This is a genomic window from Aminobacter sp. MSH1 (assembly GCF_003071665.1).
Lineage (GTDB): Bacteria > Pseudomonadota > Alphaproteobacteria > Rhizobiales > Rhizobiaceae > Aminobacter > Aminobacter niigataensis.
Window position 1 is genome coordinate 4,878,099 of record NZ_CP026265.1, and the last position, 16,447, is coordinate 4,894,545.

Consider the following 16,447-nt stretch of genomic DNA (forward strand, 5'->3'; position numbering starts at 1 on the left):
CTCCTTAAATCACAACCTCAAATCTGTGCCATAGCCGCTGACGGGGGACAGGGCCGTGCCTGGCGCTTGAATTCCAAGGTCAGATGCACCAGCAAGGCCGAGAAGATGACGGCTCCGCCGACAATGGTGCGCGTCGACGGCACCTCAGCGTGGACGAGCCAGACCCAGATCGGGCCGAGCAACGTCTCGAAAGTCCCGATCAGCGCGGCAATGGCCGCCGGAATGAGCCGCGCGCCGGTGGCAAAGCAGGCAAGGCCGAGGCCAAGATTGAGCGCGCCGAAAGCGAACAGGAAACCCATGTCGTGCGGCGTCACCACAAACATCGACGCTTGTGAAGCGGCAAAGGTCGCGGCGATCAAGGTGCCCAGGCATGTGGCCGGCGTCATCCGGACATGGGCGAATCGACGGGTGATGACGGTGGCGATGGAGAACGCCACGGCGATCAACAGAGCGAGGCCGTCGCCAATGCGCGACACGGCGCCGTCGAGCGATTCGGAGACCATGATGGCGACGCCAAGGATGACCACGAAGATCGCTACCCATGTCGCCGTGGCAACGCGTTCGCGAAACAGGACCCAGGCAAACAGCGCCGCCAGCAGCGGCACGCCGGCCTGCATGAGCAGGATGTTGGCGACGGTGGTGTAGGCAAGCGCCACGACAAACGAGGTCGAGGCGGTGGCAAAGCAAATCGCCACGAGCAAGCCCGGGACCCCCATCTCACGGAACAAGCGCAGCGTGCCGCGCATGCCGTCGCGCCAAGCCATGAAGGCTAGCAGAAAGGCAGCCGCCCAGAACGAGCGCCAGAACACGATTGTCCAGCTGTCCGGCTGCTCGATGAAACGGGCAATGGCGCCGCCCAGGCTCCACATCAGCGCCGACAGGAAGACCAACACCACACCAATGCGCTGCTCGCCTGTGCTGCCGGTCGAGCCCAACTGCGATGTCGATGCCTGTTCGCCCATGCGTGCGTCCGTCGCCTCCCCTTGGCGTGGTTGGACCGCACACGCCTTGCCTCCGATAGCCGAGCAGCCCCGCGTTGGCGAGGTCCAGTGCCCCTATCCCGTTAGGGCACTTGCATAAGCCGCATATGTGCACTCAAGAACTTTCAGATCCTGTCACTTATGCGCTTGACCTCAACTTACCTTGAGGTTCTAAAGACACGGCTCCGACGCCCGAATTGAATTGGAGCCACGCCGAAATGCCGCCGAAAACCAAGCTCGCTGTGATCTATGGCAGCGCCCGCCAGGGCCGTTTCTGCGACGTCGTGGTCAATTGGGTCGCCTCCCAGATCCGCGGGCATGACCAGTTCGCGCTCGAGCTGGTCGATCCGCGAGACCTCAGCCACGACCGCCACGACATCGCGCGCCGCCTCGACGAGGCGGATGCGTTCATCATCGTGACGCCCGAATACAATCACGGCTACACCGCCGACCTGAAAGCGCTGATCGACGCGCACAACCGCCAATGGCAGGCTAAGCCGCTTGCCTTCGTATCCTATGGCGGCATCTCCGGTGGCCTGCGCGCGATCGAGCAGCTACGGCTGGTCTTTGCCGAACTTCACGTCGTGGCGATTCGCGACACGGTGAGCTTTGCCTTCGCTTCGAAGAAGTTCGATGCCAGCGGCGCGCTGATCGAACCCGGGGAACCACACCGGGCGCTGGCCGTCTTGCTGGCCCGCCTGCGGTGGTGGGCAGTCAACCTGCGCGAAGCCCGCGCCAACGCGCCCTATTTCGAGGTGGCAGCATGAACATCGCCCAGCAAGTCCAGGTCGCGAATGCGACGCCTGCCCCCGAGCGCCATGCCGCGCGCAATACGACGCTGCTGCTGATCAGTTCACTGACCATCATGTCGGGCGCGACCATTGCACCGTCGTTGCCGGCGATCGAAGCCCATTTCGCCGGCAGCGCCAATGTCGCGATCCTGACCAGGCTGGTGCTCACCCTGCCAGCGCTGTTCATCGTGATCTGCGCGCCCTTCGCCGGCGGGCTGGCCGACCGCTTTGGCCGTCGGCCGCTGCTGATCGCAGCCGCACTGCTCTATGGCCTGAGCGGCATGTCGGGCATCTTCGGCAATTCTCTGGTGGGGTTGCTGATCGGCAGGGCGTTGCTCGGCGTGGCGGTGGCCGGCGTCATGACCACCGCAACCGCGCTTGTCGGCGACTATTTCAGCGGACCTGCACGCGACCGCTTCATGGGCTATCAGTCGGCATTCGTCGGCGTTGGTAGCCTCATCTTCCTGACCGGTGGCGGCATGCTCGCCGAAATGCACTGGCGCGCGCCGTTTGCCGTTTACGGGCTGTCGCTGCTGCTGATCCCGGCGGTGATGGCCTTCATCAAGGAGCCGGTTCGCGCACAACCCTCCACCCATGCAGCGTCCGCACCAAGCGGCAGCGGCACCTTGTGGCTGGCCGTCATGGCAGTCTATGCCGCGGCGGTGATCAACAGCGTCGCATTCTACCTGCTGCCGACGCAGCTGCCGTTCCACCTCAACGCCATGGGCATTGGTTCACCTGCCGTGGCCGGGCTGGCGATCGGCGTGGGCAACATGGTGGGGGCAGTTGTCGCCCTTTCCTATGACCGGTTGCGAGCAAGGCTCGGGACGACCGGTGTGTTCGGCCTCGCCTTCGGCCTGACCGCCATCGGCTATGTACTCCTCGGGTTGGCGGAAACGCTCGCGCCGGTGCTGGCAGCGGCAGGCGTGGTTGGCCTGGGGCTCGGCATGATGATGCCCAACATCGCCGCCGCCGCCATGGCAGCCGCATCTCCCGACATGCGCGGGCGTATTGCCGGCGGCATGACGGCAAGCGTCTTCGCCGGCCATTTCATCTCGCCCTTCGTCAGCCAGCCAATGATTGCGGCATTCGGATTTGCCAACACCTACGTCTACGTGGGCGCAGGTGTCGGCGTTATTGCCATGCTCGCTGGGGCAATAGCAGTCACATATGCGCGGCGCGTTCCGGCTTCTGTCGCCTGAAGCCTATTGGAAATCGAAGGCCGACAGGCCGGTCACCATCTCGTCGAGGCCGAGCGGCCTCGTGATCGGCGGCTCGGCGCGGGACAGGCAGCCCGAGCGTTCGCAAAGCCGGCAAGCGGGCCCGATCGGCGTCGCGGCCACGACACCCGGCTTGGCGCCGACTGCCTGGGCGGGCAAGGCCGCGCCATAGACGATCTCGTCGCGGAAGGCGATGTCGCAACCCAGCAGGATGGCCGTGCGCCTCGGCCGTTCGCTGAAAGCACCCTGCGGCCCTTCCAGCGTGCGGGCGACGCAGAGGAATTCGGCACCATCAGGCATCTCGACGGCTTCGACGAAGATCTGGCCGGGCTGGGTGAAGGCGGCATGGACCGGCAGTTTGGGGCACCCGCCTCCGAAGCGGCTTTGCGGGAACCCTTGCGCGCCGGCCTTGCGGAAGCGGTTGCCGGCATTGTCGACCTCGAGCATGAAGAACGGCACCGACGAAGTGCCCTGCCGCTGCAGCATAGTCAGCCGATTGGCCGCCTGCTCGAACGACACGCCGAAACGCGAACGCAGCACATCGACATCGTAGCGGGCGCGCTGGGCGGCTGCGTGGAACGCCTGATAAGGCATCATCAGCGCGTGTGCTGCGTATCGGCCGAGTTCGAAACGGGCAAGCCGCCGTGCCTCGTCCGAGGTGAGTTTCAGCGCCTGAAGCTCGGCGGCGACCGCCACCTGCATGCGGATCAGGCTCGCTTCCATCGCGACTTCACGCAGCTGGTCGAACGGTGACAGCCGCTCCGACAGGAAAAGACGCTGCGAATGGCGGTCGTAACGGCGGCGCCAGTTGGGCATGGTGGCGACCGGCAACACCTTGACGACGATGCCGTGCTCGCGCCGGAGCCAGGCCTTCAATGCGCCGAACAGATCATCGCCAGGGTCGAGCAGCGTCGTGAACGCCTCTGCTTCCTCTTCCAGCGAGGTGAAATGATTGGGCCGGCGTTCGAAGACCTCATGCACCTCGTCGATCGGCAGGCGCGCACCTGACAACGCAGTTGTGTGCCCCTCGCGTGCCAAAAGCTCGGTCAGGTCGGAAAGACGTTCGGCCTGCTCGCGATATGCGCGGAACAGCTTGATGACCGCCGCCGCCGCATTGGGCGCAGCCTCGGCGATCTCCACCAGCTCCTGGTCGCCCGGCAACTCGCCAGACAACAGCGGGTCGGCGAAGACCTCGCGTAGTGCCGCGATTGAACCGCGCGCCTCGCCTTGCAGCTCGTCGGGGTCGACCTTGTAGACCGAGGCGAGTTTAAGGATGAGCTGGACCGTCAGCGGCCGCTGGTTACGTTCGATGAGATTGAGATAGGACGGCGAAATGCCGAGCCCCTCGGCCATCGCCGTCTGGGTCAGCCCCTTCTGGTTGCGGATGCGCCTGATGCGCGGTCCGGCAAAGATTTTCTGCTCGGCCATCGGCTTTTACACCATTTTTACAACGAAAGTAGGGGTTTCACCCTACCCATCCTTTTACATTTTTTACAATTTTACAGTCGCTATCTGTCAAACACAATACAGGTTTTCCCTAAAGTCGGCCGCAAATTGTTGAATTTTCTGGCTGGTTTGGCGCTGGGATGTAAAACAAGTCACATAGAAATCGCCGCAAAAACCCAAGACGCGGTGGCCGCCCCTAGAACCAAGTGACCAGACGGAGTCGACAATGACCGATTTTTACAACCTCGTCCCTTCAGCCCCGGAAGGCCGTTTCGACGGCATCGAGCGCCCCTACTCGCCGGAGGACGTGAAGCGGCTGCGCGGCTCCGTCCAGATCAAGCAGACCCTGGCCGAGATGGGCGCCAATCGCCTGTGGAAGCTCATCCATGAGGAAGACTTCGTCAACGCACTCGGCGCCATGTCGGGCAATCAGGCGATGCAGCAGGTTCGCGCCGGCCTGAAGGCGATCTACCTCTCGGGCTGGCAGGTCGCTGCCGACGCCAACACCGCTTCGGCGATGTATCCCGACCAGTCGCTCTACCCGGCCAATGCCGCGCCTGAGCTGGTCAAGCGCATCAACCGCACGCTGCAGCGCGCCGACCAGATCGAGACCTCGGAAGGCAAGGGCCTGTCGGTCGACACCTGGTTCGCCCCGATCGTGGCAGACGCGGAAGCCGGCTTCGGCGGCCCGCTCAACGCATTCGAGATCATGAAGGCCTTCATCGAGGCGGGCGCTGCCGGCGTGCACTTCGAAGACCAGCTCGCTTCGGAAAAGAAGTGCGGCCATCTCGGCGGCAAGGTGCTGATCCCGACCGCTGCGCACATCCGCAACCTCAATGCGGCTCGTCTCGCCGCCGACGTGATGGGCACGTCGACGCTGATCGTCGCCCGCACCGACGCCGAAGCTGCCAAGCTGCTGACCTCCGATATCGACGAGCGCGACCAGCCCTTCGTCGACAAGGATGCCGGCCGCACCGTGGAAGGCTTCTACCAGGTGAAGAACGGCATCGAGCCCTGCATCGCCCGTGCCATCGCCTACGCTCCGTTCTGCGACCTAATCTGGATGGAAACCGGCAAGCCGGACCTCGCCCAGGCGAAAAAGTTCGCCGAAGCCGTGCACAAGGCGCATCCGGGCAAGAAGCTGGCCTACAACTGCTCGCCATCGTTCAACTGGAAGAAGAACCTCGACGACGCGACGATCGCCAAGTTCCAGCGCGAGCTGGGTGCGATGGGCTACAAGTTCCAGTTCATCACGCTGGCTGGCTTCCACCAGCTCAACTTCGGCATGTTCGAGCTGGCCCGCGGCTACAAGGACCGCCAGATGGCGGCCTACTCGGAGCTGCAGGAAGCGGAATTCGCAGCCGAGGTCAACGGCTACACCGCGACCAAGCACCAGCGCGAGGTCGGCACCGGCTACTTCGACGCCGTGTCGATGGCGATCACCGGCGGCAAGTCGTCGACGACCGCGATGCACGAGTCGACCGAACACGAACAGTTCCGTCCGGCCGCCGAATAGGCCTGACGACAGAAAAAGCCCCGGAGGCAATTGCCTCCGGGCACCTGCCAGAGGCAACGCCCAACAGGGCAAAGGCAACACCGAGGAGAACCACGATGGCACCGCGTACCCGTGTCAAGGAACGAGCCGAAGAACAGGCGACCACGATGAGCGCCGACCAGCAGGCCGTGATCCGTATCGTCGCCAACGACCTGCACCGGCTCAACCAGTCGGTCATGAAGGCAGTCGAGGCCGGCGTGTCGGTGGAATTGGTCCGCTCGGCCCGCCACCATGGCGGCAACGGAAACTGGGGCGACCTGCTGATCCCGGTCATCGTCACCCAGCAGCCGCACGGCTAAACTCACTTCCCCCTTGCCCCCCGGGTCCCGTCCGCGGCCATGCCGTGGGCGGGACTTGCTTTTAAGGTACTGCAAGCTGGTCTGTGGCGAACATGCGGGAATGCTGAAACTTACGACTAAAGTTACACCTCATTTTGAGTGTATTACTTGACACTTCTCATACATGACGCGAAACGTATGGGACCGAACGCAACCTCCCATTGAACAATCGCCCCCCCAGCTGTCGGCCAAGCCAATGAAGCGAAATGACCTGAATCCGGGCCACGCCCCGGGTACGAATGCGCGCGATCACCAGATTGCCGACCTGTCGAAGGTGCTGGTCGTCAGTCGCTCGCCGATCAATCGCGTCGTGGTCGCCAAGATCGTCGAACGCTCGGGCCTCAAGACGATCTCCGAGGAGCCCGACAGCGCCCTGTCGGTGCTGCGCAGGATGGCGCCGGGCACGATCATCCTGGACGGTGGAAGCGACAACAAGGATTGCGATGCGCTGATGCCATCGATCATGTCGCTGAGACTCGCGTCGGGCAACAAGCTGCCGTCGGTGATCCTGCTGTCCAACCGGGCGGGCACGCCTGAGAGCCTGTCGCTGCCCAGCGCCGTCGACATCGTGGTCGCCAAGCCGATCACGCCGGAGCGGCTCCAGCCCGTCGTCGAAAAGCTCGTCGGCCGCGGCTGAGGCCTAGCCGAGACCTTTCAGAAGCTCCGACAGCTCACCGAGATGCGGCAGCTTGCGGAAGCGCTCCGCAGCGGTCGGCTCGTCGACATGCTCGTAGGCCCAGGTCAGGTCGTGAGGGATGTAGACGCCCCAGCTGCCTGCCTCGATCGCCGGCACCACGTCCGATTTCAGCGAATTGCCGACCATCATCGCCCTGTCGGGACCATCGCCGTGGCGGGCGAAGATGCGCTCGTAGGTCGGGCGCGACTTGTCGCTGACAATCTCGACGGCGTCAAAGAAATCGCCAAGGCCCGACTGCGCCAGCTTGCGCTCCTGGTCGAACAGGTCGCCCTTGGTGATCAGCACCAGGCGGTAGCGGCCGGCGAGCGCTTCAAGCGTGTCGTGGACATGCGGCAGCGTCTCGATCGGGTGGCTCAGCATCTCGCGGCCGGCGGCAAGGATCTTTTCGATCACCGAAGCCGGCACGCGGCCCTCGGTCACCTCGATCGCCGTCTCGATCATCGACAGCGTGAAGCCCTTGATGCCGAAACCATAGGTGCCGAGATTGCGCTTCTCGGCTTCGAGCAAGCGCGACATGAGCTGTTCCTGCTCGCCATGATCGGCCAGAAGTTCGGCGAAATGCCGCTCGGTCATGCGGAAGAACTGTTCGTTCTGCCACAGCGTGTCGTCGGCATCGAATCCGATGGTGGAAAGGCGGGTCGAAATGGAGGTCATGGCGATCATCTAGGTCAAGAATCGCCCGAAAACCAGCATTCCGGACCTCACAACTCGCTAGAATCGCTGATTTGCCCCCCTTTTCTTCCGTCATCAGGCCCGGCTATACTCGGTAACCTGCAACCACAACCTGGTGATTGATGCCGCCTGCAAAGAAGGAAGTCCGTCCGACCGCTCGGAGGGCTCGCGCCCGCACGCCTGCTTTCGTCAAGAACACGCGCGGTGTACGCAACTGGAAAGAAGCCTCCGAATGGCTGGAATGGCGCGGCATCGAGGACATCGAGTGCATCACGCCCGACCAGGCAGGGGTCGCCCGCGGCAAGATGATGCCGTCGAGCAAGTTCACCTCCAACACCTCGCTGGCGCTGCCTTCCGCAGTGTTCATGATGACCATTTCCGGCGGTTATCCCGAAGACGGCAACGGCTTCGAATATCCCGAAGATGACGGCGACCTGAAGCTGGTGCCCGATCTGTCGACGCTGAGTGTGGTTCCGTGGGAGGATGACCCCACCGCGCAGGTGATCTGCGACCTCGTCCACCAGGACGGGCGCCACGTCGAGTTCACGCCGCGCAACGTGCTCAAGCGCGTGCTCGCCGCCTATGAAAAGCGCGGGCTGAAGCCAGTCGTCGCACCCGAGATCGAGTTCTACCTGGTTCGCAAGAACCCCGACCCGGACTATCCGCTGACCCCGCCCGTCGGCCGCTCCGGCCGTCCCATCGGCGGCGGCGCGGGCTATTCCATCGCCGGCGTCAACGAGTTCGACGAACTGATCGACGACATCTACCATTTCTCCGAGGCCCAGGGCCTGGAGATCGACACGCTGATCCACGAGGAAGGTGCGGGCCAGCTCGAGATCAACCTGCGTCACGGCGACCCGATCGAACTTGCCGACCAGGTATTCCTGTTCAAGCGCACGATCCGCGAAGCAGCGCTGAAGCACGATACCTACGCCACCTTCATGGCCAAGCCGATCCAGGGCCAGCCGGGTTCGGCGATGCATATCCACCAGTCGATCATCGACAAGAAGACCGGGAAGAACATCTTTTCCGCCGAGGACGGCTCGGAGACCGAGGATTTCTTCCACTTCATCGGCGGCATGCAGAAGCATGTGCCCAATGCGCTGGTGATGTTTGCGCCTTACGTCAACTCGTACCGCCGGCTGACGCAGGCGGCTTCCGCCCCGGTCAACAACAAATGGGGCTACGACAACCGTACCACCGCCTTCCGCGTACCGCGTTCCGATCCGGGCGGGCGGCGCGTCGAAAACCGCATCCCGTCTTCGGACGCCAACCCCTACCTGGCGCTCGCCGCATCGCTGGCCTGCGGGTTGATCGGACTGACCAACAAGCTGCCGTCCGAAGCGCCGGTGCTGACCACCGCCAACGAGGACGAGATCGACCTGCCGCGCGGACTGCTCGAAGCTGTCGACCTGTTCGAGGCCGACGAGGAACTGACCTCGCTCCTGGGACGGTCGTTCGCCACCACCTATGCGGCGATCAAGCGGGCCGAGTTCGAGACCTTCATGGAAGTGATCAGTCCGTGGGAGCGGGAGTATTTGTTGCTGAACGTCTAGGGGAGTAGGGGAGTAGGGGAGTAGGGGAGTAGGGGAAGAAGTGACCGAGAAATCCGGCTCCTACAAGGACTTGATTGTCTGGCAGCAGGCGATGGACCTTGCCGTAGCGGTCTACGGCGCGACGAAAACCTGGCCGAGGGAAGAGCTCTACGGCCTGACAAGCCAGGTGCGACGTGCCGCTGCTTCCGTTCCCTCCAACATAGCCGAGGGCTATGGGAGAGAGGTCCGCGGCTCCTATCAACAGTTTCTCCGCATCGCGCAAGGATCGCTGAAAGAGTTGGAAACCCAACTGATAATCGCCCAGCGAACCGGCATTGCCCCAAAGGCTACGACAGACCCGCTGCTCTCGGGCGCAGAGAGTGTGGGGAAACTACTACGTCTGCTGATCCGAAAGCTGTCCAGCGACTAGCGCCTCTTCCCCTACTCCCCTACCCCCTACTCCCTTACTCCCCTACCGCCCGCTCCGTTCCGAAAGCCACCATGCCCTACCTCTCCCCCATCTCGCCCGGCCTTTCCTGGTACGAAGACACCGCCGGCCCGCGGCCCGCGTACCCTGCCCTCGACGGCGACAAGCAGGCCGACGTCGTCATCATCGGCGGCGGGTTCACCGGGCTTTCGGCAGCGGCGCATCTTGCCAAGGCAGGCACCAATGTCGTGCTGATCGAGGCGCATCGCTTCGGCGACGGTGCATCGGGGCGCAATGGTGGCCAGCTCGGCACCGGCCAGCGTGCCTGGGCGGAGGAACTGGAGGGCGAATACGGCTTCACCCGCGCCAAGGCGCTGTTCGACCTCGCGGAAGACGCCAAGGCGCATCTGCTGGAATTCTCGGCCACCAACGACATCGACATCGACTACATGCCCGGGCAGATGTCGGTGGCGCACAAACCGCGCTACGTCGACGACTACAAGGCCCATGCCGAGATCATGGCGAACCGCTTCAACTATCCGCACATCACCTTCATGGACGCGCGGGAAACGGCGGAGCGGCTGGGTTCGACGCATTACTACGGCGGCACGCGCGACACAGGCACGGGCCACATCCACCCGCTCAAGCTGGTGATCGGCACCGCAAGGGTCGCGGCGGCAGCCGGCGCACAGCTGTTCGAGAAGACGCAATCGACCGGCATCACCTCGCAAGGCGGCAAGGTGCGCGTGACGACGGAGCGCGGCACCATCACGGCGCAGAAATGCCTGATCGCGGTCAACGCCTATGGCGGCAAGCTGGAGCCGATCAGCGCCTCGCATATCATGCCGATCGGCTCGTTCATCGGCGCGACCGTACCGCTAGGCGCGGACTCAAAGGTGATCCCCGGCGGCGAGTCTGTCGACGATTCCCGCTTCGTGGTGCGCTATTTCCGCAAGTCCAGGGATGGTAGGCTGCTATTCGGCGGGCGCGAGATCTACGCCGTCAACGACCCCAAGGACATCCACATCCACATCCGCAAGCAGATCGCCGAGATCTATCCTGAGCTCAGGGATGTCGAGATCACCCATGGCTGGGGCGGCTATGTCGGCATCACGGTGCCGCGCAAGCCCTTCGTGCGCGAGGTGATGCCCAACGTCATCTCCGTCGGCGGCTATTCCGGCCACGGCGTGATGCTGTCCAACTTCTTCGGCAAGCTTTACGCCGAGACCGTCGCCGGCAACCGCGACCGGCTCAAGCTGGTCGAGGACCTGAAGATCCCGCCCTTTCCCGGCGGCCGGCGCTTCCGCGCGCCGCTGCTGTTTCTGGCGCTCAACTGGTTCGCCCTGCGGGACAGGATATAGCCCGGCAAAACGCACATCCCGCACCAATACCGCCCTTGCCCGGGAACCTTTTCCGACAGGCCGCATCCAATGGTTCGGAAGCCGCTGCATGGCGCGGGGGCTACCAACAGGGTATCGTTAGGTGCCGCATGCACACACCAGCATGTTCGGGCGGATCGACATCTGCATGCCGCCTGCACAAGTTGCAACGATGGCAGCGCCGGACCGAAAAATGGAGGCGACAACATGCACCTGGCAATCTTGCGGCAACAGGTCGATCTCGACGGACACCGCGACGAGGAACTGGTGGCACTCGCGCGCCAAGGCGGCGAAAATGCCATCCGCGCGCTCATCAAGCGCAACAACCAGCGGCTCTTCCGCGTCGCCCGAACCGTCACCCGCGACGACGCGGAGGCCGAGGACGTGGTGCAAGAAACCTACGTCAAGGCCTTCACCAGGCTCGACAGCTTCAAGGGCGACGCACTGTTTTCGACATGGCTCACGCGGATCGCGCTCAACGAAGCGCTCACCCGCATCCGCAAGCGACGGCCTGTCGCCGAGTTGGAGGAACTGGATGTCGCTGCCGCAGCCAACGGAGGCCAGGTAATCATGTTTCCGACATCGCTGACCCCGCCCGGCGCCGACGCCGAACTGGCTCGCGGGCAAGCGCGCGAACTGCTCGAACAGGCAATCGACGAATTGCCGGAGATCTTCCGCCTCGTCTTCATCCTGCGCGATGTCGAGGAAATGAGCATCGAAGAGACGGCAGCCCAGCTCTCGATCAAGCCGGAAACCGTCAAGACGCGCCTGTTTCGGGCGCGCCGGCTGATGCGGACAGCCATCGAAAGAAGGCTCTCGACAGGCTTTGCCGAATTGTTCCCGTTCAATGGCTGGCGCTGCGAACGCATGGCCGACCGGGTGGTCGAGCGGCTTCGCGGAGAAGCCTAGATCTTCCTGACGATGACGCTGCCGGCGGAATAGCCGGCACCGAACGAGCAGATCACGCCGAGGCTGCCCGAGGGCAGGTCGTCGGAGAACTTCGAAAACGCGATGATCGAGCCGGCCGAGGAGGTGTTGGCGTAGTCCTGCAGCACGTTGGGCTGCTCCTCGCGGCTTGGCTCGCGGCCAAGCACCCGCGAGCCGATCAGGTCGTTCATGCCCTTGTTGGCCTGGTGCAGCCACAGCCGCGACAGGCTGGCCGGTTCGATGCCCTGGTCGGCGAGGTGGCCCAGCATCAGTTCGGCCACCATCGGCACCACCTGCTTGAAGACCTTGCGGCCCTCTTGATGGAACTGCATGTCGCGGCGGTCGGCCATGTGGCCTTCGCGCGTGCGGCGCAAGAAGCCGTTGTTGTTGCGGATGTTGTTGGAGAATTCGGTCAGGCAGCGGGTGGCCAGCACCTCGTAGGCGTTGTCCGTGTTCACATCGTCGGTGCGCTGGAGCACGACTGCTGTGCAGACATCGCCGAAGATGAAATGGCAGTCTCGGTCGCGCCATTCCTGGTGGCCAGAGGTGATCTCCGGATTGACCATCAGGATGGCGCGGGCCGAGCCGGTGCGGATCATGTCGGCTGCAAGCTGGATGCCGAAGGTCGCCGAGGAACAGGCGACGTTCATGTCGAAGGCAAAGCCCTTGATGCCGAGCGCCTGCTGCACCTCGATGGCAATCGCCGGATAAGCACGCTCGTGATTGGAAGCAGCGCAGATGACGGCGTCTATATCGGCAGCGGTGAGCCCGGCCTTCTTCATCGCCTTGTCGGCCGCCTTGACCGAAATCTCGGCCATCAGCGACAGTTCGTCCTCTTCGCGCTCGGGCAGCACCGGATGCATGATGCCGGGATCGAGGATGCCGAACTTCGAGACGACGTGGCGGCGCTCGATGCCGGATGCCTTGACGATGAACTCTTCCGACGACATCGCCATCGGCTCACGCTCGCCGGCCTCGATGGCGTCGGCATGGAGCCTGTTCTGGCGGTGGGCATGTTCGTTGTAGGAGGCCACCAACTCGGCGTTGGTGATGACTTCCTCCGGCGTGAAGATGCCGGTACCGCTAATCGCAACCCTGTGCATGGCGTTTCCTGCTGGTTTTCAACCATTGGAATAGGGTTCCGACGCCGCCGGTCAAGCGTTGCGGGCCCCATTTCAGGCCGAGACGCGGTTACCTCGCGGCAGAAACGCTCAAATGCAGCGCCCGCCGTCGACCTCCATAGCCACGCCGGTAATCAGCGATGCCTCGTCGGAAACGAGGAACAGCGCAGCATTGGCGATGTCGAGCGGGGTCGAGAAGCGGCCGAGCGGGATCGAAGCTTTGAACTTTTCCCGAATCTCCGGCGTATCCTTGCCCATGAATTTTTCCAGCATTCCGGTTTCGCCGGCAACCGGGCAGAGGCAATTGACGCGGATGTTCCTGGGCGCCAGTTCGACCGCCATCGACTTGGTGGCGGTGATCGCCCAGCCCTTCGACGCATTGTACCAGGTCAGCCCCGGGCGCGGCCTGAGCCCTGCCGTCGAGGCCGTGTTGAGGATCGCGCCGCCGCCCTGGCGCTCCATGATGGGCACGATGGCGCGGGCGGAATGATAGATCGCCTTCATGTTGACGGCGGTGATGAGGTCGAAGACGTCTTCCTCGACACCGACGAGGTCGCCGTTGCGATGGGTGTAGCCGGCATTGTTGACCATGATGTCGATGCGACCGAAGGCGCTCTTGGTGGCATAGACCAGTTCGTCGAATTCGGAGCGTTGCGACACGTCGGTGGTGACTGCAATCGCATCATTGCCGATTTCGGCCGCGACGCGCTCGGCTTCCCTCGCATTCAGGTCGGCGACGACCACTTTCGCCCCCTCCTCGGCAAAACGCCTCGCCATGCCCTCGCCGAAGCCGGCTGCCGCACCTGTTATGATCGCTACCTTGTCCTTGAGTCGCATCGTCCTGCCGCCCCGTAGATTTTCTGCATGTCCGGTCTAGCGGTCGTCACAGTTCATCGCAATGCTGGGCGCGAGGTAGTGCGCCCACTGCACCGGCGCCGGAGGCTTATTCTTGGAAACGGGAGCGCTGAAGCCCTATGCTCGGTGGACATGATCGCAGCATCGAAAACGAAACTGTGACACCGAGGCACTGGCGTTTTTAAATCGATTAGCATATATCGGTCGGCGACATCACGGCCGTCCTGGAAACGGATAGAACATGACAAGCCAGATCATCCCCGTCGATCCTTTCGACTTCATCATTTTCGGGGGCACCGGCGATTTGTCGGAGCGCAAGCTGCTGCCGGCGCTCTATCACCGCCAGCGCGACCACCAGTTTTCCGAGCCGACGCGCATCATCGGGGCGTCGCGCACCAAGATGGACGACAAGGAATTCCGGGCCTTCGCCAAGAAGGCGATCTCCGATCACGTCAAGCCGGAATACATCGAAGAGGCCGAGCTCAAGACCTTCCTCGACCGGCTCAGCTACGTCACCGTCGACGCCAAGTCCGGCGACGGCTTTGCCGAGCTGAAGAAGTCGGTTGGCGACAGCAAGCGCATCCGCGTCTTCTACCTCGCCGTGGCACCGAGCCTGTTCGGCGACATTTCCGACCACCTCAAGGCGCACAAGCTGGTTACGGCCGACTCGCGCATCGTCGTGGAAAAGCCGATCGGCCGCGATCTGGAGTCAGCCAAGGCGCTGAACGACATCATCGGCGACGATTTCGGCGAGCACCAGATCTTCCGCATCGACCACTATCTCGGCAAGGAGACGGTGCAGAACCTGATGGCGTTGCGCTTTGCCAACGCGCTCTACGAGCCACTGTGGAACTCCGCCCATATCGACCATGTGCAGATCACGGTGGCCGAGACCGTCGGCCTGGAAGACCGCGTCACCTACTACGACAAGGCAGGCGCGCTGCGCGACATGGTGCAGAACCACATACTGCAATTGCTCTGCCTCGTCGCCATGGAAGCGCCCGCCTCGATGGACGCGAATGCGGTTCGCGACGAAAAGTTGAAGGTTCTCAACGCGCTGAAGCGGGTCAACGGCAACGAGGCGCCCAAGCAAACGGTGCGCGGCCAGTACCGCGCCGGCGCTTCCGCCGGCGGTCCGGTGAAAGGCTACATCGAGGAACTCGGTGCCGACAGCACCACCGAGACCTTCGTCGCCATCAAGGCCGAGATCGCCAACTGGCGCTGGGCCGGCGTGCCGTTCTACCTGCGCACCGGCAAGCGGCTGGCGTCGCGCGTCTCCGAAATCGTCATCGAGTTCAAGCCGATCCCGCATTCGATCTTCGGCGAAAGTGCCGGGCCGATCTTCAACAACCAGCTGGTCATCCGCCTGCAGCCGGACGAAGGCGTCAAGCAGTTCATCATGATCAAGGACCCGGGTCCGGGCGGCATGCGCCTGCGTCAGATCCCGCTCGACATGAGCTTTGCCCAGTCGTTCGACGGGCGCGCGCCGGACGCCTATGAACGCCTGATCATGGACGTGGTGCGCGGCAACCAGACGCTGTTCATGCGCCGCGACGAGGTCGAGGCGGCGTGGAAATGGATCGACCCGATCCAGCACGCCTGGGAAGGCAGCCGCCAGGAAGCCCAGGGTTACACCGCCGGCACCTGGGGTCCGTCTGCGTCGATCGCGCTGATCGAGCGCGACGGCCGCACCTGGCACGAGAGCAATTGAGCGCCATGGCTGGCATTGCGCCCCACTGGAACGAGTTTGCCACGCGGGAAGAGCTGGCGGCTTCGCTGGCAAGTGCTGTGGCTGACGCGTTGCGGGCTGCGATCGGGCGCCGCGGAGAAGCGTTCCTGGCCGTTTCGGGCGGCTCGACGCCTGGCCGCTTCTTTGCCGCACTGTCGAAGGAAGCGCTCGACTGGAGCAAGGTTATCGTGACGCTCGTCGACGAGCGTTTCGTGCCTGAGAGTTCGCCGCGTTCCAACGCATCGCTTGCCAAGGCCAACCTGCTGCAGAACGCGGCGTCGGCTGCCCGTTTCGCACCGCTGTTCCATGAGGCTGCGAATGTCGAGGAAGGCGCAAACCTTGCAGACTCCGAGCTGAAGCCCCTGCCCTGGCCGCTCGATGCGGCGATCCTTGGCATGGGCGGCGACGGCCACACGGCTTCGTTCTTCCCGGATGCGGACGGGCTCGACGCCCTGCTCGATACGGCTTCGGCGCGCATCGTCATGCCGGTTCATGCCGGCAGCGCCGGCGAACCCCGGCTGACGCTGACGCTGCCCGCATTGGTCGGGGCCGGGCTTGTCGTCGTCCATATCGAAGGCGCGGAGAAGCGCAACGTCATTGAGGCGGCGCTGACTTCGGAACCGGCCTTGCCGATCCGCACCGTGCTCGACCGGGTGCCCCGCGCCGCCGAGATCTACTGGGCGCCCTGAGACGGGCGCTCGCGTCACCGGCGTCCGAATGGCGCCGTGGCGCGTTGAACAAGGCATGCCCCCTCACGGACCATGCCGCAGGCCCG

At 63.7% G+C, this 16,447-nt stretch carries 16 protein-coding genes; 11 read left to right on the forward strand and 5 right to left on the reverse strand.

Annotation, left to right across the window (positions count from 1 at the left end):
- Positions 1–17 precede the first annotated feature (17 nt).
- On the reverse strand, positions 18–962 hold the full coding sequence (locus CO731_RS24005) for a DMT family transporter (protein ID WP_108609145.1): 945 nt from the start codon (positions 960–962) through the stop codon (positions 18–20).
- 236 nt (positions 963–1,198) lie between these two features.
- Between CO731_RS24005 and CO731_RS24010 the strand changes: the two genes are divergently transcribed.
- Complete coding sequence (locus CO731_RS24010; RefSeq protein WP_108609146.1) at positions 1,199–1,747, forward strand: NAD(P)H-dependent oxidoreductase; 549 nt, start codon at positions 1,199–1,201, stop codon at positions 1,745–1,747.
- Complete coding sequence (locus CO731_RS24015) at positions 1,744–2,973, forward strand: MFS transporter (protein WP_108609147.1); 1,230 nt, start codon at positions 1,744–1,746, stop codon at positions 2,971–2,973. The genes CO731_RS24010 and CO731_RS24015 overlap by 4 nt, the downstream gene beginning before the upstream one ends.
- 3 nt (positions 2,974–2,976) lie before the next feature.
- Here the strand turns inward: CO731_RS24015 and CO731_RS24020 are convergent, their stop codons facing one another.
- On the reverse strand, positions 2,977–4,419 hold the full coding sequence (locus tag CO731_RS24020) for a helix-turn-helix domain-containing protein (RefSeq protein WP_108609148.1): 1,443 nt from the start codon (positions 4,417–4,419) through the stop codon (positions 2,977–2,979).
- Between the two features lie 244 nt (positions 4,420–4,663).
- Between CO731_RS24020 and aceA the strand changes: the two genes are divergently transcribed.
- The 3 genes from aceA (at position 4,664) to CO731_RS24035 (ending at position 6,967) form a co-directional block, all read left to right on the forward strand.
- Entirely contained in the window at positions 4,664–5,953 is a 1,290-nt protein-coding gene (gene aceA / locus CO731_RS24025; RefSeq protein ID WP_018426580.1) for an isocitrate lyase, read from the forward strand.
- Positions 5,954–6,048: 95 nt separating this feature from the next.
- Positions 6,049–6,291 carry a hypothetical protein gene (locus CO731_RS24030; RefSeq protein ID WP_018426579.1) on the forward strand — a complete coding sequence of 81 codons (243 nt, stop codon included), beginning with the start codon at positions 6,049–6,051 and terminating at the stop codon, positions 6,289–6,291.
- Between the two features lie 235 nt (positions 6,292–6,526).
- Entirely contained in the window at positions 6,527–6,967 is a 441-nt protein-coding gene (locus CO731_RS24035) for a response regulator (protein ID WP_108609149.1), read from the forward strand.
- A 3-nt stretch (positions 6,968–6,970) separates the two neighbouring features.
- Here CO731_RS24035 and CO731_RS24040 read toward each other — a convergent pair whose 3' ends face one another.
- The gene (locus CO731_RS24040; RefSeq protein WP_108610030.1) at positions 6,971–7,672 is read right to left on the reverse strand and encodes an HAD family hydrolase; all 702 of its coding nucleotides are present in this window, start codon (positions 7,670–7,672) and stop codon (positions 6,971–6,973) included.
- Between the two features lie 149 nt (positions 7,673–7,821).
- Between CO731_RS24040 and CO731_RS24045 the strand changes: the two genes are divergently transcribed.
- From CO731_RS24045 to CO731_RS24060, 4 genes are all read left to right on the forward strand, one after another.
- Positions 7,822–9,255, forward strand: a complete 1,434-nt coding sequence (locus CO731_RS24045; RefSeq protein ID WP_108609150.1) for a glutamine synthetase family protein — start codon at positions 7,822–7,824, stop codon at positions 9,253–9,255.
- 91 nt (positions 9,256–9,346) lie between these two features.
- A complete protein-coding gene (locus tag CO731_RS24050; RefSeq protein WP_245439946.1) occupies positions 9,347–9,664 on the forward strand; it encodes a four helix bundle protein in 318 nt (105 codons plus the stop codon).
- Positions 9,665–9,735: 71 nt separating this feature from the next.
- Positions 9,736–11,022 (forward strand): FAD-binding oxidoreductase, encoded by a 1,287-nt coding sequence (locus CO731_RS24055; RefSeq protein ID WP_108609152.1) that lies wholly within the window; start codon positions 9,736–9,738, stop codon positions 11,020–11,022.
- A gap of 225 nt (positions 11,023–11,247) precedes the next feature.
- Positions 11,248–11,949 carry an RNA polymerase sigma factor gene (locus tag CO731_RS24060; RefSeq protein WP_108609153.1) on the forward strand — a complete coding sequence of 234 codons (702 nt, stop codon included), beginning with the start codon at positions 11,248–11,250 and terminating at the stop codon, positions 11,947–11,949.
- Here CO731_RS24060 and CO731_RS24065 read toward each other — a convergent pair.
- A complete protein-coding gene (locus CO731_RS24065) occupies positions 11,946–13,070 on the reverse strand; it encodes a beta-ketoacyl-ACP synthase III (protein ID WP_108609154.1) in 1,125 nt (374 codons plus the stop codon). The two genes, CO731_RS24060 and CO731_RS24065, sit on opposite strands and share 4 nt — an antisense overlap.
- Before the next feature lie 108 nt (positions 13,071–13,178).
- Positions 13,179–13,925, reverse strand: a complete 747-nt coding sequence (locus CO731_RS24070) for an SDR family oxidoreductase (RefSeq protein WP_108609155.1) — start codon at positions 13,923–13,925, stop codon at positions 13,179–13,181.
- A gap of 259 nt (positions 13,926–14,184) precedes the next feature.
- Between CO731_RS24070 and zwf the strand changes: the two genes are divergently transcribed.
- Both zwf and pgl read left to right on the forward strand, forming a co-directional pair.
- Positions 14,185–15,654, forward strand: coding sequence for a glucose-6-phosphate dehydrogenase (zwf, locus tag CO731_RS24075; RefSeq protein ID WP_108609156.1), 1,470 nt, complete (start codon positions 14,185–14,187; stop codon positions 15,652–15,654).
- A 5-nt stretch (positions 15,655–15,659) separates the two neighbouring features.
- Positions 15,660–16,361 carry a 6-phosphogluconolactonase gene (gene pgl, locus CO731_RS24080; protein WP_108609157.1) on the forward strand — a complete coding sequence of 234 codons (702 nt, stop codon included), beginning with the start codon at positions 15,660–15,662 and terminating at the stop codon, positions 16,359–16,361.
- Positions 16,362–16,447 lie beyond the last annotated feature (86 nt).

Excerpts from the sequence above, each read along its gene's own strand:
- CO731_RS24005 (WP_108609145.1), bottom strand. The coding sequence starts at position 962 with ATGGGCGAACAGGCATCGACATCGCAGTTGGGCTCGACCGGCAGCACA.
- CO731_RS24010 (WP_108609146.1), top strand. The coding sequence starts at position 1,199 with ATGCCGCCGAAAACCAAGCTCGCTGTGATCTATGGCAGCGCCCGCCAG.
- CO731_RS24015 (WP_108609147.1), top strand. The coding sequence starts at position 1,744 with ATGAACATCGCCCAGCAAGTCCAGGTCGCGAATGCGACGCCTGCCCCC.
- CO731_RS24020 (WP_108609148.1), bottom strand. The coding sequence starts at position 4,419 with ATGGCCGAGCAGAAAATCTTTGCCGGACCGCGCATCAGGCGCATCCGC.
- aceA (WP_018426580.1), top strand. The coding sequence starts at position 4,664 with ATGACCGATTTTTACAACCTCGTCCCTTCAGCCCCGGAAGGCCGTTTC.
- CO731_RS24030 (WP_018426579.1), top strand. The coding sequence starts at position 6,049 with ATGGCACCGCGTACCCGTGTCAAGGAACGAGCCGAAGAACAGGCGACC.
- CO731_RS24035 (WP_108609149.1), top strand. The coding sequence starts at position 6,527 with ATGAAGCGAAATGACCTGAATCCGGGCCACGCCCCGGGTACGAATGCG.
- CO731_RS24045 (WP_108609150.1), top strand. The coding sequence starts at position 7,822 with ATGCCGCCTGCAAAGAAGGAAGTCCGTCCGACCGCTCGGAGGGCTCGC.
- CO731_RS24050 (WP_245439946.1), top strand. The coding sequence starts at position 9,347 with ATGGACCTTGCCGTAGCGGTCTACGGCGCGACGAAAACCTGGCCGAGG.
- CO731_RS24055 (WP_108609152.1), top strand. The coding sequence starts at position 9,736 with ATGCCCTACCTCTCCCCCATCTCGCCCGGCCTTTCCTGGTACGAAGAC.
- CO731_RS24060 (WP_108609153.1), top strand. The coding sequence starts at position 11,248 with ATGCACCTGGCAATCTTGCGGCAACAGGTCGATCTCGACGGACACCGC.
- CO731_RS24065 (WP_108609154.1), bottom strand. The coding sequence starts at position 13,070 with ATGCACAGGGTTGCGATTAGCGGTACCGGCATCTTCACGCCGGAGGAA.
- CO731_RS24070 (WP_108609155.1), bottom strand. The coding sequence starts at position 13,925 with ATGCGACTCAAGGACAAGGTAGCGATCATAACAGGTGCGGCAGCCGGC.
- zwf (WP_108609156.1), top strand. The coding sequence starts at position 14,185 with ATGACAAGCCAGATCATCCCCGTCGATCCTTTCGACTTCATCATTTTC.
- pgl (WP_108609157.1), top strand. The coding sequence starts at position 15,660 with ATGGCTGGCATTGCGCCCCACTGGAACGAGTTTGCCACGCGGGAAGAG.